Origin of the sequence: Polaribacter sp. Asnod1-A03 (assembly GCF_045063585.1) — a bacterium.
Lineage (GTDB): Bacteria > Bacteroidota > Bacteroidia > Flavobacteriales > Flavobacteriaceae > Polaribacter.
Genome location: NZ_JBEFOE010000009.1, coordinates 3,661,848 through 3,677,545 on the forward strand (window position 1 = coordinate 3,661,848; position 15,698 = coordinate 3,677,545).

Genomic DNA, 15,698 nt, shown 5'->3' on the forward strand with positions numbered 1-15,698 from the left:
AAAGTGGCAATTATAATTAATGAAACTCCAATTTTACTTTTTTTGATAAAATTTAAACTTAAAATAAATAAACCTACATTTAAAAAACTTGGACCAGTTTTAATAAATGGCGTCCAAATTGATGGGAATTTAGAAATATGACCGGCAAATTCATTTCTTATTTCTTAGTTAGGGTAACTCCACCAAATAAAATCTAAAACGCACATTCCAATAATACAAACTATACCAATTATTGCAGTTGGAGTACCAATATAACTAAAGAATTTATTAGGGAAATTTACAGTTTGTGGCATCATAAAAACCACACCTATTAACAAACTCCAATGTGTAAAATCTATTGGTTTTAATGCATACACAAAATCATTTCCTTGAGCTAGAAGTATTTGTCCTACTGCTTCGAATAATAAGCCTATTATAAATAATGTTTTGTAATTCATAGTTAGAATTAATTCCCGTCGTTAATTCTGTTCTCTTCGTCTGTATTTGTGTTTCTACTAGTTTTTTTCTTTCCAAATTTAGACCCAAAACTATATACCATTCGTAACTGAATATTTTGTCTAGAACCATTACTATCAACTGCGGCTATTCCATTTCCGTAATCAATATTACCTACAAAACCTCTGTTTAACATTTTATTAAAACCAAGATTTACTTTTAGTTTATCGTCTAAAAACTTTTTACCAAAAGAAAAATCTAATCCAGCTAACCAATCTACATCAATTTGACCTTCTAAAGCACCTGTTCCGTAATTTCCGCTTAATTCAAAATTAATATTCCAAGGTAATTGGTAGCTTGCTTGTACAAACCAAATTAAATTCCATTTATTTAAATCAATGCCGTAAGTAGAAGATTGATAATCTGTATTGGTAACAATAATACCTGTATAACCTTCTAAACCTTTGGCGACATTTAAAGGAGCAAATAATCTAAAATTCCAATTAGCATTGTTTTCTACGTTTACATCTTGCTGTCTTATTTGTGCAGTTTCGTTGTCTTGTTTAATTAATTGAAATAATACATCTTCTGTTTCACTGTAACCAATTGTAAAAAAAGGTTGTCCTTCATAGGTTAAATTAAATTGATAATTATTGGTGTAAGCGGGTGTTAAATTTGGGTTTCCTTCTCCTGCAGAATAAGGGTCTAAATAAGTTTCAAAAGAATTTAAGCTACTATAAGAAGGCCTTTGTATTCTATAGCTATAAGATAAACTTGCTCCTAAAACTTCAGTTAATTTTCTACTTACAGAAGCACTAGGGAAAACCTTTTTAATTGGTCTTTTCTTAACCTCGACTATTTCATCTCCATTATCCATAAATATAGAAGTACCATCTGTGTTGCTGTTTTCGTAACGTAAACCACCAGAAAAAGACCATTTACCAGCAGTTGCATTTACTTTAGAATACAATGCAAAAATGTTTTCATCAATTAAAAACTGGCTACTTAAATCTTCATCAAACTGAAAATTATTAGCATCATCATGTGTAAAAGATTGCAAATCATTATCGGTAGTTACGTTTGCATATCTTGTACCAGCGCTAACTTTCAAGTTATCAGAAATTGTTTTAGAATAATCTGCTTTATAAGTTTTTATAGAATAAGTACCTTCTTGAATGTATTTTTTATCAGAAAAACTAATAGTGCTTCCACCTACTTCAGATAAAATGTTGGTATTATCATTAGAATAATCCACATAATTAAAGTCTAATACTAATTTATCTGTTTCAGTTTTATACTCGTAATAAGGGTTGATGTTAAAGTTTTTTCTTTCTCTATCAAAAGTGTTTTGAGAAAATAATGTGTTTGTAGTTGTTGCATCAGAAATAATAGTTTTACTACTTGTAATTCTGTCTGATGTTCTTGTACTTATTTGTCCTCCAACACCAAAAGAATGTTTATCATTAATATAATAATCAACGCTACCTCCAAAGTTAAAATTTGTTGGACTATAAGGTTCTCTAGTTTCTTGGTTGTAAGTTTCGTCTTCTACGGTTCTATCTAAAAATAAATCGTCTCTCCAAGTTGGTCGAGAATAATTTACGTTTGTTTGCCAGTTTAGTTTGTTTTTATAACTAGCAATAGAAAAACCTGCTCCATATTCTACGCCTTCATCTTCACCAACCCAAACATTTGTACTTCCATGAGTGCCTAAACGTACATTTTTCTTTAAAATGATGTTGATAATTGCACCAGAACCAGAAGCTTCGTATTCTGCACCAGGTTGTTCTACCAATTCGATCTTGGCAATATTATCAGCAGGGAAATCTCTTAATAACGTTTCTATATCCATGTAATCTGTAGTTTTTCCGTTAATTAAGATTCTGATACCACTGTTTCCAGCAATCGAAATTCCGTTATCAGTAACTAAAACTCCAGGGATTTTACGCATTACATCTTGTAGACTTGTGTTTATCATTTCAGATTTTTCTAAATCTACAATTAATTTTTCAGCAGTTTGTTTAATTACAGGTCTTTTGCTTTTTACAACAACTTCGTTTAAAAGTTGACTTTCTTCTTTAAGTGTGATGTTAAAAATTTTATCAGAATTTAAATCAAACTCTTTTATTATTTTAGTTTCGAAACCTAACATCGATATTTCTATTTTATATTTTCCTGATGAAATATTTTTTAGAGTGTATACTCCTTCGTCATTAGAAACTACACCTTTTGGGGTTTCTTTAGATTCGGTTTTAAGTAAAATAATATTGGCAAAGGGTAACGATTGATTTTGTTCATCAACAATTTTACCTGATATTTTATGCTGAGAAAAAGTAGACAAAATTCCGAAGAAAAAAAAGATAGTAATTTTTAAAACTTTCATAAGGTTAATTTTTTAAATAGTGTTGGTTGATTTTTCTATTAACACTGTAAAAGTGCCTGTTTTGTTACAAATTGAAAATGCAATTCTGATGAATCGGGTTAAAAATCCGATAAACAAATTCTTTTTTCTATTAAAACAAGACGCACAAAATCACTCAAAAGTTTCCTGCATAAAAAAAAGCCTCGAAATAAATCGAAGCTTTTTTTATAAAATTATCTTTTTTAAGGTGTTTAATCTCTTCCTCCTAAAATTTGGAATCCCCAATATAATAAGGAAGCTAAAGAACCCAAAGCAGCAACTAAATAAGTTCTAGCGGCCCATTTTAAAGCATCTTTTGCACCAGCTAATTCTTGTTGAGAAACCATGTTTTTGTTTTGTAACCAAGCTAAAGCTCTATTACTTGCATCATATTCTACAGGTAGTGTTATAAAGCTAAAAAGAGTAGCAAAACCCATAAAAATTAAACCAGCAATAGCAATATAAAGCCCGATTCCTGTAGAACCAGAAGCAGCACCTAAAATAATACCACCAATTACTAACCATTGCGAAAATTTAGAAGTAACACTTACAACGGGTACTAATTTAGATCGCATTGTTAAGTAACTATATGCTTTTGCGTGTTGTACAGCATGCCCAACTTCGTGAGCAGCAACAGCTGCAGCTGCAGCATTTCTTTGGTTGTATACAGACTCACTTAAATTTACAGTTTTGTCAGAAGGATTGTAGTGATCTGTTAATCTACCTGGTGTAGAAATTACTTTTACATCAAAGATACCATTATCAGCTAACATTTTTTGGGCAATTTCTGCACCACTCATTCCGTTTCTTAAAGAAAGTTTAGAGTATTCTTTAAATTTACTTTTTAATTTATTACTAATTAGCCAACTCACTATAGAGATTGCACCAATTAAAATATAAAATCCCATCATAATTTATAGTGTTTAAGATTGTGTATCGTTTTTGTTTGATAAATTTACAACATAAAGTATTCCAATTTATTGTTTGGGGTATAAAAATGACAAAATGACAAATAAACCAAACATATTATTAGTTTATACTGGTGGAACCATTGGTATGGTAAAAGATTATGAGACCAAGGCTTTAATAGCTTTTGATTTTAGCCAGATTATAGAAAAAATACCAGAATTAAAACAACTAAATTGTACAATAGAAAGTATTTGTTTTGATGAACCGATAGATTCATCAAACATGAATACAGATTATTATGTAGATATTGTAAACATATTAGAAAAAAACTATAATAATTTTGATGGTTTTGTTGTTTTAACAGGTTCCGATACTATGGCATACACTTCTTCTGCTATTAGTTTTATGTTAGAAAATCTACAAAAGCCAATTATTTTTACAGGATCTCAACTGCCAATAGGAGATTTAAGAACAGATGCAAAAGAGAATTTAATTACCTCTATAGAAATTGCTTCTGCAAATAAAAAAGGAAGTCCAGTAATTACAGAGGTTTGTTTGTATTTTGAATATAAATTATATAGAGCAAATAGAACAACAAAAATAAGTGCAGAACAATTTGAAGCATTTACTTCTTTTAACTTTCCTCCCTTGGCAGAAAGTGGAGTTCATTTAAAGTTTAATGAGCATGTTAATAATCTAACAAAAGATATTGAAAAGAAATTTTTTGTTAGAAAGGATTTAGTAAAAGATGTGGTTGTTCTTAAATTATTTCCTGGTATTTCTTTGTTAGTTGTAGAGAGTATACTTAATATTAAAAACCTAAAAGGAGTTGTTTTAGAAACTTATGGTTCTGGTAATGCTCCAAACTCAGACAGTTTTATTGCATTGTTAAAAAAAGCAATAGAGAAAGGGATTAAAATTGTAAATGTTACACAATGTAAGAGTGGTAGAGTTATAATGGGGCATTACGATACTAGTGTATTACTTAAGGAAATAGGTGTTGTTAATGGTATGGATATAACAACGGAGTCTGCTGTAGCTAAAATGATGTATCTTTTAAATGAAAACCTATCATCGGTAGAGTTTAAAAAGGTCTTTGAAACGTCTTTGAGAGGCGAATTAACTGATAAATATCATTTTTAAATATGTAATTGAATAAAATCAACTATTATCCGTTAAATAGATTGATTTTTTTTTTTAATGCTCAATATTTTTTTGTTACTTGGCACTCTCAAAAGTATAATAGAGAGTTAATCTTTATAAAAATATTTAGTTAAATTTTAGTTCCTATTGTTTTTTTGAGATGAAAATTAATACCTTTAACCCGTTAACTATTAAAAATTAATTATAACAAAGATGAAAAAAGTAGTAAATGTCCTATCCGTAACAGGATTAATGTTTTTTGGAGCTATTCAATCAACTTTCGCACAAGAAGCAGCTGAAGCAAAAACTTTTCACCAAGAATTAAAACAACGTTTTATTGAAGGTGGTCCAGAATTTATGGGGATTGTATTAGTAGCCTTAATTTTAGGTTTAGCTATTGCAATTGAAAGAATTATTTATTTAAACATGGCAACAACTAACACTAAGAAATTAGTAGCAAGTGTAGATGAAGCTTTAAGTTCTGGTGGTATAGAAGCTGCTAAAGAAGTTTGTAGAAACTCTAAAGGACCAGTTGCATCTATTTTTTACCAAGGTTTAGATAGAGTAGATGAAGGTGTTGAAGCAGCTGAGAAAGCAGTAGTTTCTTATGGTGGAGTACAAATGGGATTATTAGAGAAAAATACTTCTTGGTTATCTTTATTTATTGCATTAGCACCGATGCTTGGGTTTATGGGTACTGTAATTGGTATGATTGGAGCCTTTGATGCGATTGCTGTAGCAAATGATATTTCTCCAGGTGTTGTTGCCGTAGGTATTAAAGTAGCCTTATTAACAACAGTATTTGGTTTAATTGTTGCAATTATTTTACAAATCTTTTATAATTATATCGTTTCTAAAATTGATAGTATTGTAAATAACATGGAAGATGCATCTATCCAATTGATAGATTTATTAGTGAAATATAAAAAGTAAGATATATTATGAAGAGTAATTTATCAAAAATTTTAAGTGCTTTTATAGGCGTAATCGCTATAATTGGGGCTTTTCTCTTCATCAGAATATTTATGACTGATGGAGATGATACAGAAGCATTAAATAGTTCAGTAGGTACTATAGTAACATTTTCTACTATATTATTTTACTTTGCTGTAGGAGCAACCTTAATTCTTTCTTTAATTGGGCTTTTTACAAACCCAGATAATTTAAAGAAAACTTTGTTAGGTGTTGCAGTTTTAGGAGTTGTTTTAGTATTTGCTTATTTCTTAGCAGATAGTAATCCTGTTTTAGATCCACAAGGTAAAGTTTTAGAAGGTGGTGAAGCAGGAGGTTCAATTAACCAATGGGTAGGTACTGGTATTTGGTACAGTGTTGCTCTAGGTCTTGTTGCAACTTTTTTCTTTGTATTCGATTTAGTAAAAGGATTAATAAAATCATAACAATATGGCAAGAAGAGAGAATCCAGAAATTAATGCAGGTTCTATGGCAGATATTGCCTTCTTGCTGTTAATCTTTTTCTTAGTAACAACAACGATGAATGTGGATTCAGGAGTTTCTAAAAAACTATCTGAAAAACCACCAGCAGATTATGTACCACCTGTTATTAAAGAAAAAAACATTTTTGAAGTTAACATTAATAGAAATAATGAGCTTTTAGTTGAAGGCGAAAGAATGGAAATTAAAGACCTAAAAGATGCTGCTATCGCTTTTATAGATAATGGTGGAGGTGTAGGTAAAGTTGAAAATGGTGTTGTAAGTGGGCCGTGTGATTATTGTAGAGGTGAAAGAAGTGATTCTTCTTCTGATCATCCTAACAAAGCAATTATCTCAGTTCAAAGTGATAGGTTAACAGAATATGGTATGTATCTAACAGTTCAAGATGAACTGCTTAGAGCTTATAGAGTTTTAAGAAACAGATTAAGTGTTGAGAAGTTTAAGATTTCTTTTGATGAACTTGAAGAGGCTTATAGTGATCAAAAAGACAATGTGTCTTTGAAGAATAAAGTTGAGTTTATCAAAACAAGTTATCCTCAAATTATTTCTGATGCAGAACCTACAAATTAATTTTTAAAATTTAACAATATGTCTAAATTTAGAAAAAAGAAAAAAGGAATGCCAGCAGTAAATACAGCTGCCTTACCAGATATTGTATTTATGTTATTATTTTTCTTTATGGTTACTACTACCATGAGAGAAACTTCTTTGCAGGTTGAAAACCCTAGGTTACCATCTGCTTCTGAAGTAAAAAAATTAGAACATAAAAGCTTGGTAAGTACTATATATGTTGGTAAAGCAAAAGAAGCAAAATACGGAACTAGTTATAATAGAATTCAATTAAATGATAAGATTTCTACAGCTGATGAAGTGCCTGCATTTATTATAAATGCTAGAACTAAAGTCTCTGAAGCAGAAATACCGTTTATGACAACTTCTATAAAAGCAGATAAGGAATCAAGTGTTGGTACAATTATCGATATAAGATTAAAGTTAAGAGATGTAAACGCTCTTAAAATTAGTTATTCAGCCTCAGCTAAGAGTGGCGAATAATCTAAATTATTATATAATTTATAAAAAAGATAATTCATTTGAATTATCTTTTTTTTTGTCTTTTTTTTGATAAAAACTTTTTTGTACTTTTATTCTAATATGAAATTTATAATTCTTTTTCTTCTACTATTTTTATCTATAAGTAATTTTGCTCAGAAAGATTCATTGCAAGTTGGAAGTAGGTATGCAGATGATCAAATATATTTATCTGTTTCTTATGCTCAGTTTATAGATCAACCAACTGTAATCTCTAAAAGTAATTTCTCTTATGGTTTGTCTTTTGGATTTATAAAAGATATAACCTTAAATAAAGAAGGTACTATTTCTATTGCTGGAGGTTTTGGTTATGGATATGATTTTTTTAATCATAATTTAAAGGTTCAAAAAATTGATAACCTAGGTGTTTTTAGTGATGACAGTACTATTAGTAAAAATATTTTTAAATCTTCTAATTTAGAGTTTCCAATTGAGTTAAGATGGAGAACTTCTGCTGCCAATAAGTATGATTTTTGGAGAATATATGCAGGATTGAAATTCTTTTATAACATCTCAAATAAATTTGAATTCGTTGATGAAGATGATGTTTCTTTTGAGTATTCAGATATTAATAGTTACAATAAACTTCAATACGGCTTAACTTTATCTGCAGGTTATGATGAATTTAATATTAATATTTATTATGGATTAAATTCTGTTTTTAATCAAAGTTATATTGAAGGCGAAAAAATTAATACCAAAATTTTAAAATTTGGCTTAATATTCTATTTACTATAAGACGTAAAAAGTTGCTATAGGTGATAAAAAACCTATTATATAGCCAATATATACTTCTGTAGGTGTATGTGCTTTTAAATAGAGTCTAGAACTTCCTAAAAGGCCAGAAAGTAGAACTGAAATAATTATTACAATAGTAAATGTTTGATTGTAGATAGAATTTAGTACAAAGAAGAAACCAGTAGATACACCTAATGATAGTAAATGTAAACTTGTTTTTAATTTAAATAAGAACAGTAAATATACTATGACTAGTCCAAGTGTAGTTGAAAAAAATAATAAACCTAAATCTGATAGATTTGTGATGCCTATCATGGTATTGCCTAGTAAATAGAATAATAATATCATTAAAAAGACAGGAATTTTTCTTTCTTTGATAGTTTCTGCTTTGAAATTTTTAATAAGTTTTAGTTTTTTAAAAAGTATTAAAATTATTAAAGGAATAAAATAAGTTGCAGCGAATATTAAAGCAATAACTGTTATTTTTTGATTACTCTTAAAGTTATTTTCAATTAAAAAAAAATATAAGAAAACTCCAATTGTAGGAACTAAAATTGGATGTAATATTACAGATACGAATTTATAAAAACTCATTAAATTTCTTTTCTTAATCGTGCAACAGGCAAGTCTAATTGTTCTCTATATTTGGCAATTGTTCTTCTAGCAATAGGATAACCTTTTTCTTTTAATATATTAGCTAGTTTTTCATCTGTTAAAGGTTTTTTCTTGTCTTCTTCTGCAACAACTGTTTCTAATATTTTCTTTATCTCTTTAGTAGAAACATCTTCACCTTGATCATTTTTCATAGATTCAGAGAAGAATTCCTTTATCAGTTTTGTGCCATAAGGCGTAGATACATATTTACTATTTGCCACTCTAGAAACGGTAGAAACATCCATATTAATTTTATCGGCAATATCCTTTAAAATCATTGGCTTTAACTTTCTTTCATCACCGGTCAAAAAATATTCGTACTGATAATGCATAATAGTATTCATAGTAACTAAAAGTGTTTGTTGACGTTGTTTAATTGCATCTATAAACCATTTTGCTGCATCTAACTTTTGTTTTATAAAGAATACAGCATCTTTTTGAGATTTACTTTTTGTACTTGATTCTTGATACCCTTTAAGCATATTATTATACTCTCTAGAGATGTGTAGTTCTGGGGCGTTTCTAGAATTTAAAATTAAATCTAATTCCCCATCCACTAATTTTATAGAAAAATCTGGAACAATTTGTTCTGCTATTTTATTGTTACCAGCATAAGAACTTCCTGGTTTAGGATTTAATTTAGAGATTTCTGTATTAACTTCTTTTAATTCTTCTTCAGAAATATGAAATTTTTCTTGTAGTTTTTTGTAATGTTTTTTTACAAAATGATCAAAAGCTTGGTCTAAAATATCAATAGCCAAACTTCTAATTTTAGTTTTGTCTTTTCTCTTTAATTGAATAATTAAACATTCTTTTAAATCTCTTGCACCAACCCCTATAGGATCTAATGTATGTATTACTCTTTTTAAGATTGAAACTACTTTTTGTTCTGTTGTAAAGATATTTGCAGTAAAAGCTAAATCATCTACAAGGTCTAAAATATCTCTTCTTATATATCCACTATCATCTATACTACCAACTAAAAACTCTGCAACAGCTCTTTCTTCATCATCAAAAGAATAAGTGTTTAATTGGTTTTTTAAAGATTGATGAAAACTAGTACCAGCGGCATAAGGGACGTTTTTTTCTTCATCATCTGCGGAATAATTATTGGCTTGAGTTTTATAGCTAGGAATTTCATCATCGCTTAAATATTCATCAATATTTATATCTTCTGCTTCAATTTTTTCATTACCAGAATCATCAAATTCATTTGATAAGTCTTCATCAAATGAATCTGATTCTTCTTTACCAGTATCTAATGCTGGATTTTCTTCAATCTCTTGCTTTAAACGTTCTTCAAAAGCTTGTGTAGGCAATTGAATCAACTTCATCAACTGAATTTGTTGAGGAGATAATTTTTGTAATAGTTTATATTGTAAACTTTGTTTTAGCATAGATTTAAATATACAATAATCTAATTAAAATTCAGCATTTTGTGGAGTTCTTGGAAAAGGAATTACATCTCTAATGTTTCCCATACCTGTTGTAAACTGAACGAGTCTTTCAAAACCTAGCCCAAAACCAGAATGTACAGCTGTACCAAACTTTCTTAAATCTAAGTACCACCAAAGCTCCTTTTCATCAAGATCTAATGCTTTCATTTTTTCGACTAAAACATCATAACGTTCTTCTCTTTGGCTACCACCAACAATTTCTCCAATTCCTGGAAATAATACATCCATAGCTCTTACAGTTTTACCATCGTCATTTAAGCGCATGTAAAAGGCTTTAATGTTTGCTGGATAATCAAATAAAATTACCGGACATTTAAAGTGTTTTTCAACTAAATAACGTTCGTGTTCCGATTGTAAATCTGCTCCCCATTCATTAATAGGAAATTGAAATTTTTTCTTTTTATTAGGCTTAGAATTTCTAAGAATATCAATTGCTTCTGTATAAGAAACTCTTTTAAAGTTATTATCAACCACAAATTTAAGCTTGTTTAATAAGCTCATATCACTTCTTTCTGCTTGTGGTTTGCTTTTTTCTTCTTGTGTTAAACGTTGGTCTAAGAAAGCTAAATCATCTTTACATTTTTCTAAAACATAATTTATTACGTATTTAATAAAATCTTCAGCTAAATCCATATTACCATCTAAATCCATAAAAGCAACTTCTGGTTCTATCATCCAAAATTCTGCTAAATGTCGTGTAGTATTAGAGTTTTCTGCTCTAAAAGTTGGCCCAAAAGTATAAGCTTTACCTAAAGACATTGCAAAAGTTTCTGCTTCTAATTGACCAGAAACCGTTAAGTTAGTTTCTTTACCAAAAAAATCTTTAGAATAGTCTATTTTTCCATCTTCTGTAACCGGAGCTTCATTATCTTTAAAAGTGGTAACTCTAAACATTTCTCCTGCGCCTTCTGCATCAGAACCTGTTACAATTGGTGTATTTACATAGTTAAAGTCTCTTTCTTGAAAATATTGATGTACCGCAAAAGACAGTTTAGAACGTACTCGCATAACTGCGCTAAAAGTATTGGTTCTCATTCTTAAGTGAGCATTTTCACGTAAAAACTCAAAACTATGTTTTTTAGGTTGAATTGGATATTCATCAGGGTTAGAATCTCCTAAAATTTCAATATCAGAAACTTGTATTTCTAAAGATTGACCTCTTCCTTGGCTTTCTGCTAATGTACCTTTTATAGAAACTGCAGCACCAGTATTTATTCTTTTTAAAGTTTCTTCTGGTGTGTTTTCAAAATCGATAACACATTGTATATTGTTAATTGTAGACCCATCATTTAAGGCAATAAAACGATTGCTTCTAAATGTTCTTACCCAGCCTTTTAAATGTATTTGTTGTAATAATAATCCTTCCGATTTTAAAAGATCGGCAATGTTCATGTTTATCATATTCTTATAATATTGATATAAATATATGTTATAATTAAAGAGTAAAGATACTTTTTTGATACAATATAAACAACGATAATTTGGCTTGTTTATTTACATTATCAACTAAAAAATCTTTATAAAAATCTTAAATTATTAATTATCTTATTTGTAAAATAAGGAGTTTATTAAAACTAAAATCGGATGTTGTAAAACATCCGATTTATAAATAGTAAAATAATTGTATTTTAATTAATCCTCCTTTGGTGGAAAAATTTTCATTTTAGGTTCTTTAAAAACTTTTTTATTGGCTATTTTTTTCTCGAAAGTCAATAATAAAGAAGGTAATAAAAGCAAGTTAGAAACCATTGCCAATAAAAGAGTAACAGAAACCAAACCACCTAATGCTATTGTGCCTCCAAAACTAGATAATGTAAAAACTAAAAAGCCGAAGAATAACACAATAGATGTGTAAAACATACTAACACCTGTTTCTTTAAGTGCTGCATAAACAGATGGTTTTATTTTCCATTTATTAGCAATTAATTCTTGCCTGTATTTTGCTAAAAAGTGAATTGTATCATCAACAGAAATACCAAAAGCAATACTAAAGACTAAAATTGTAGAAGGTTTTATTGGTATACCTAAAAAGCCCATTAATCCTGCAGTAATTAACAAAGGCAACATATTAGGAATTAATGATATGAATATCATTTGTGGAGATCTAAACATCCAAGCCATAAAAATTGCAATTAAGAAAATAGCTAGAGATAAAGAGATTACTAAGTTTTTTATTAAATAATTAGTTCCTTTAATAAAAACTAAGGCTTTACCTGTTAAAGAAACTTTATACTTATCTGATGGAAATTCTTTGGCAATTACAGCTTTTAGTCTATTTTGAATTACATCCATTTTGTCTGTACCAATGTCTTTCATAAAAGTTGTTATTCTTGCGTAACGACCAGTAGAATCTACAAAGCTTTTTAGCATACCTGCTTCACTATTAGAGTTTTTAGTATACGCAAATATGTAACTTTGTTCTTGAGTTGTTGGTAACTGATAATATTTAGGGTTTCCTTTGTAATAAGCTTGTTTAGAGTATTTAACTAAATTTGTTATAGATACTGGTTTCGATAGTTCTGGAAAAGTTTCAATAGCTTCATTTATTTTCTCCATCTTTTTTAAGGTGGATAATTTCATGACTCCTTTTTCCTTTTTTGTATCAACTAATATTTCTAATGGCATAATACCTCCAAATTCTTGCTCAAAGAATTTAATGTCTTTGTAGAAGTCTAAACTTTTAGGCATGTCTTCAATTAAGCTTCCAGAAACTTTTATTTGATAAACACCTATTATTCCGGCAATAATTACAATTACTGTAGCAAAATAAATAGAAATTCTGTTGTTTTTAACTGTGTTTTCCATCCAATTTACAACATTTTCAATCCATTTGGTTTCTAAATGGTTTAAATGTTTTTCTTTTGGAAGCGGCATAAAACTGTAAATAACAGGAATTATCAAAAGAGCTAATATAAAAATACTGATAATGTTTACGGAAGCTAAAATTCCGAACTCACGCAGTAAACTACTCTTTACAAAAACAAAGGTGGCAAAACCAGAAGCTGTAGTAATATTAGTCATTAACGTAGCATTTCCTATTTTAGAAATTACACGTTGTAATGCTTTAGCCTGTTGACCATGTTTTTTTATTTCTTGTTGATATTTATTGATTAAAAAGACCGCATTTGGGACTCCTATTACAATAATTAAAGGAGGTATTAATGCTGATAAAACAGTTATTTCGTACCTAAATAATCCAATAAAACCAAAAGCCCAAATTACCCCAATTGTAACCACTAAAAGAGTTATAAATGTTGCACGATAAGAACGGAAAAAGAAGAAAAAGATTAAAGCAGTTATACCTAAAGCACCAAAAACGAATAATAAGATTTCATCTTGAATGTTCTGAGCATTTAGTGTTCTAATGTAAGGCATTCCAGAAATTCGAACATCTACATTATTGTCTTCTTCAAATTTTGTTATGGTTGGTATTAGTGTATCATATATAAAATCTCTACGTTGTGGAGTATTTATAATTTCTTTTTTAATATAAATAGCAGTTTGTAGTGTTTCTGTATCCTTGTTATATAACAAATTGTCATAGAAAGGAAGTTTCTCAAAAAGTTGAATTTTTATCTCATTTACTTCATCCGTAGTTGTAGGTTCTTTACTATATAAAGGTTCTAGAATAAATTTTTTGTTTTGTCTATCTGCTTTTAACTTTTGAACATCAGCAATAGATACCGTAAAATCGATTTCTTGTAAACTATCAAATTTTTGAACTAAGTTATTCCAAGCATTAAATTTTTTTGGAGTAAAAATAGTTGAGTCTTTCACACCTAAAATAACTAGGTTTCCTTCTTCTCCAAAAATTTCTAAAAATTGATTGTATTGTAAATTAGCTTCATGGTCTTCTGGTAATAAATTAGCCTCTGTATATGAGAATTTCATATACTTCATCTGTGTAGCTAATAAACCAGTGATTATAGCAATACCTAATAAAACTAAGTATCTGTTTCTTAGAATAAGGCCTGCAACTTTTGTCCAGAAATTCATATATAAAAATTTACGTAATTAATATGTGTAAGTTGTGTATAAATAAAAAAGAGAGTGTTGATAAACACTCTCTTTTTTATTTATTAGATTTTGTTTAAACCTTCATTATTTCTACCTCTTTTATAGAGAATTTTTGGTCGATATCTTTAACAAAAGAATCTGTCAGCTTTTGAATATCAGCTTCTGCTATTTTTTTCATATCATCAGAAATGTCTGTTTTTTTGATGTCGTTATTGGCATCTTTACGAGCATTTCTAACTCCTACTTTAGCATGTTCTGCTTCTGCTTTAGCTTGTTTAGCCAAACCAACCCTTCTTTCTTCTGTTAAAGGAGGTACATTTATCATAATAACATCTCCATTATTCATAGGATTAAAGCCTAAGTTTGCTAATTGAATTGCTTTTTCAATTTCTTGAAGCATATTTTTCTCCCAAGGTTGAATGCTAATTGTTCTAGCATCTGGTGTGCTTACATTTGCAACTTGGCTTAATGGAGTTTGAGATCCATAATAATCTACCATTACATTAGTTAACATTGCTGGGGTAGCTTTACCAGCTCTAATTGAACGTAATTCTTTTTCTAAATGCTCTATAGCATTATTCATAGCCTCTTTAGTAGAATCTAAAATAAATTCAATTTCTTCGTTCATCCTTAATAAATTTTAAAAATATTTTGATTATTGATTATCAACAACAGTACCAATATTTTCTCCTGAAACTAATTTTATTAAGTTTCCGTTTGTATTCATATCAAAAACAATTATTGGTAATTTGTTTTCTTCACTTAATGTAAATGCAGTCATATCCATTACTTTTAAGCCTTTACTAATAACATCTTTAAAAGTAATTGTATCAAACTTAATTGCATTTTTATCTTTTTCTGGATCTACGTTATAGATACCATCTACACGAGTTCCTTTTAAAATTGCATCTGCATCAATTTCAATAGCTCTTAATACAGCTGCTGTATCTGTAGTAAAATATGGGTTTCCTGTACCAGCACCAAAAATTACAACTCTACCTTTTTCTAAATGACGAATTGCTTTTCTTTTAATATAAGGTTCTGCAACTTCTTTGATCTCTAAAGCAGTTTGTAAACGAGTATGTACACCTTCGTCTTCTAAAGCACTTTGCAAAGCAAGTCCGTTAATACAAGTAGCTAACATTCCCATGTGATCACCTTGTACTCTATCCATTCCGTTAGCTGCACCTGCAACACCTCTAAAGATGTTACCACCACCAATAACAATGGCTACTTCTATGTTTTTTGCAACTACTTCTTTAATTTCTTTTGCGTATTCAGATAAACGCTTAGGATCAATTCCGTACTGTCTTTCACCCATTAAGGCTTCTCCACTTAATTTTAAAAGTATTCTTTGATATTTCATAGTTTCTTTAAAAGTTGTGCAAAATTACGTTTTTTTT

15 protein-coding genes are annotated in these 15,698 nt (G+C 29.1%); 6 read left to right on the forward strand and 9 right to left on the reverse strand.

What is annotated here, in order from left to right; genetic code table 11:
- Nucleotides 1-164: 164 nt before the first annotated feature.
- The 3 genes from ACJJVY_RS16435 to ACJJVY_RS16445 form a co-directional block, all read right to left on the reverse strand.
- The gene (locus ACJJVY_RS16435) at nucleotides 165-437 is read right to left on the reverse strand and encodes a hypothetical protein (protein ID WP_405611397.1); all 273 of its coding nucleotides are present in this window, start codon (nucleotides 435-437) and stop codon (nucleotides 165-167) included.
- 8 nt (nucleotides 438-445) lie between these two features.
- A complete protein-coding gene (locus tag ACJJVY_RS16440; RefSeq protein WP_405611400.1) occupies nucleotides 446-2,818 on the reverse strand; it encodes an outer membrane beta-barrel protein in 2,373 nt (790 codons plus the stop codon).
- A gap of 230 nt (nucleotides 2,819-3,048) precedes the next feature.
- Entirely contained in the window at nucleotides 3,049-3,747 is a 699-nt protein-coding gene (locus ACJJVY_RS16445; protein WP_405611403.1) for a zinc metallopeptidase, read from the reverse strand.
- 94 nt (nucleotides 3,748-3,841) lie between these two features.
- On the opposite strand from ACJJVY_RS16445, the gene ACJJVY_RS16450 reads away from it, so the two are divergent.
- The 6 genes from ACJJVY_RS16450 to ACJJVY_RS16475 all read left to right on the forward strand — a co-directional run bounded on the left by ACJJVY_RS16450 (nucleotide 3,842) and on the right by ACJJVY_RS16475 (nucleotide 8,167).
- On the forward strand, nucleotides 3,842-4,888 hold the full coding sequence (locus tag ACJJVY_RS16450; RefSeq protein ID WP_405611406.1) for an asparaginase: 1,047 nt from the start codon (nucleotides 3,842-3,844) through the stop codon (nucleotides 4,886-4,888).
- Between the two features lie 213 nt (nucleotides 4,889-5,101).
- Nucleotides 5,102-5,821 (forward strand): MotA/TolQ/ExbB proton channel family protein, encoded by a 720-nt coding sequence (locus ACJJVY_RS16455; RefSeq protein WP_405611409.1) that lies wholly within the window; start codon nucleotides 5,102-5,104, stop codon nucleotides 5,819-5,821.
- 8 nt (nucleotides 5,822-5,829) lie between these two features.
- Nucleotides 5,830-6,285, forward strand: a complete 456-nt coding sequence (locus ACJJVY_RS16460) for a hypothetical protein (protein WP_405611412.1) — start codon at nucleotides 5,830-5,832, stop codon at nucleotides 6,283-6,285.
- A gap of 4 nt (nucleotides 6,286-6,289) precedes the next feature.
- Nucleotides 6,290-6,910, forward strand: a complete 621-nt coding sequence (locus ACJJVY_RS16465; protein ID WP_405611415.1) for an ExbD/TolR family protein — start codon at nucleotides 6,290-6,292, stop codon at nucleotides 6,908-6,910.
- 18 nt (nucleotides 6,911-6,928) lie between these two features.
- Entirely contained in the window at nucleotides 6,929-7,393 is a 465-nt protein-coding gene (locus ACJJVY_RS16470; RefSeq protein ID WP_405611418.1) for an ExbD/TolR family protein, read from the forward strand.
- Between the two features lie 99 nt (nucleotides 7,394-7,492).
- Nucleotides 7,493-8,167: a porin family protein gene (locus tag ACJJVY_RS16475; protein ID WP_405611421.1), complete on the forward strand. Its 675-nt coding sequence runs from the start codon at nucleotides 7,493-7,495 to the stop codon at nucleotides 8,165-8,167.
- On the opposite strand, the gene ACJJVY_RS16480 is transcribed toward ACJJVY_RS16475, so the two are convergent.
- The 6 genes from ACJJVY_RS16480 to pyrH form a co-directional block, all read right to left on the reverse strand.
- A complete protein-coding gene (locus ACJJVY_RS16480) occupies nucleotides 8,162-8,761 on the reverse strand; it encodes a hypothetical protein (protein ID WP_405611424.1) in 600 nt (199 codons plus the stop codon). The genes ACJJVY_RS16475 and ACJJVY_RS16480 overlap by 6 nt on opposite strands.
- On the reverse strand, nucleotides 8,761-10,218 hold the full coding sequence (gene rpoN, locus ACJJVY_RS16485) for an RNA polymerase factor sigma-54 (RefSeq protein ID WP_405611427.1): 1,458 nt from the start codon (nucleotides 10,216-10,218) through the stop codon (nucleotides 8,761-8,763). The genes ACJJVY_RS16480 and rpoN overlap by 1 nt, the downstream gene beginning before the upstream one ends.
- A gap of 24 nt (nucleotides 10,219-10,242) precedes the next feature.
- The gene (asnS, locus tag ACJJVY_RS16490) at nucleotides 10,243-11,679 is read right to left on the reverse strand and encodes an asparagine--tRNA ligase (RefSeq protein ID WP_405611430.1); all 1,437 of its coding nucleotides are present in this window, start codon (nucleotides 11,677-11,679) and stop codon (nucleotides 10,243-10,245) included.
- Nucleotides 11,680-11,910: 231 nt separating this feature from the next.
- Nucleotides 11,911-14,274 carry an RND family transporter gene (locus ACJJVY_RS16495; protein ID WP_405611433.1) on the reverse strand — a complete coding sequence of 788 codons (2,364 nt, stop codon included), beginning with the start codon at nucleotides 14,272-14,274 and terminating at the stop codon, nucleotides 11,911-11,913.
- Between the two features lie 94 nt (nucleotides 14,275-14,368).
- Entirely contained in the window at nucleotides 14,369-14,923 is a 555-nt protein-coding gene (gene frr / locus ACJJVY_RS16500) for a ribosome recycling factor (protein ID WP_405611436.1), read from the reverse strand.
- Nucleotides 14,924-14,950: 27 nt separating this feature from the next.
- The gene (gene pyrH / locus ACJJVY_RS16505; protein ID WP_405611439.1) at nucleotides 14,951-15,661 is read right to left on the reverse strand and encodes a UMP kinase; all 711 of its coding nucleotides are present in this window, start codon (nucleotides 15,659-15,661) and stop codon (nucleotides 14,951-14,953) included.
- Nucleotides 15,662-15,698 lie beyond the last annotated feature (37 nt).

Coding starts and splice junctions, on each gene's coding strand:
- ACJJVY_RS16440 (WP_405611400.1), bottom strand. CDS start 2,818: ATGAAAGTTTTAAAAATTACTATCTTTTTTTTCTTCGGAATTTTGTCT.
- ACJJVY_RS16455 (WP_405611409.1), top strand. CDS start 5,102: ATGAAAAAAGTAGTAAATGTCCTATCCGTAACAGGATTAATGTTTTTT.
- frr (WP_405611436.1), bottom strand. CDS start 14,923: ATGAACGAAGAAATTGAATTTATTTTAGATTCTACTAAAGAGGCTATG.
- pyrH (WP_405611439.1), bottom strand. CDS start 15,661: ATGAAATATCAAAGAATACTTTTAAAATTAAGTGGAGAAGCCTTAATG.
- ACJJVY_RS16465 (WP_405611415.1), top strand. CDS start 6,290: ATGGCAAGAAGAGAGAATCCAGAAATTAATGCAGGTTCTATGGCAGAT.
- ACJJVY_RS16475 (WP_405611421.1), top strand. CDS start 7,493: ATGAAATTTATAATTCTTTTTCTTCTACTATTTTTATCTATAAGTAAT.
- ACJJVY_RS16460 (WP_405611412.1), top strand. CDS start 5,830: ATGAAGAGTAATTTATCAAAAATTTTAAGTGCTTTTATAGGCGTAATC.
- ACJJVY_RS16495 (WP_405611433.1), bottom strand. CDS start 14,274: ATGAATTTCTGGACAAAAGTTGCAGGCCTTATTCTAAGAAACAGATAC.
- ACJJVY_RS16435 (WP_405611397.1), bottom strand. CDS start 437: ATGAATTACAAAACATTATTTATAATAGGCTTATTATTCGAAGCAGTA.
- ACJJVY_RS16480 (WP_405611424.1), bottom strand. CDS start 8,761: ATGAGTTTTTATAAATTCGTATCTGTAATATTACATCCAATTTTAGTT.
- asnS (WP_405611430.1), bottom strand. CDS start 11,679: ATGATAAACATGAACATTGCCGATCTTTTAAAATCGGAAGGATTATTA.
- ACJJVY_RS16470 (WP_405611418.1), top strand. CDS start 6,929: ATGTCTAAATTTAGAAAAAAGAAAAAAGGAATGCCAGCAGTAAATACA.
- ACJJVY_RS16450 (WP_405611406.1), top strand. CDS start 3,842: ATGACAAATAAACCAAACATATTATTAGTTTATACTGGTGGAACCATT.
- rpoN (WP_405611427.1), bottom strand. CDS start 10,218: ATGCTAAAACAAAGTTTACAATATAAACTATTACAAAAATTATCTCCT.
- ACJJVY_RS16445 (WP_405611403.1), bottom strand. CDS start 3,747: ATGATGGGATTTTATATTTTAATTGGTGCAATCTCTATAGTGAGTTGG.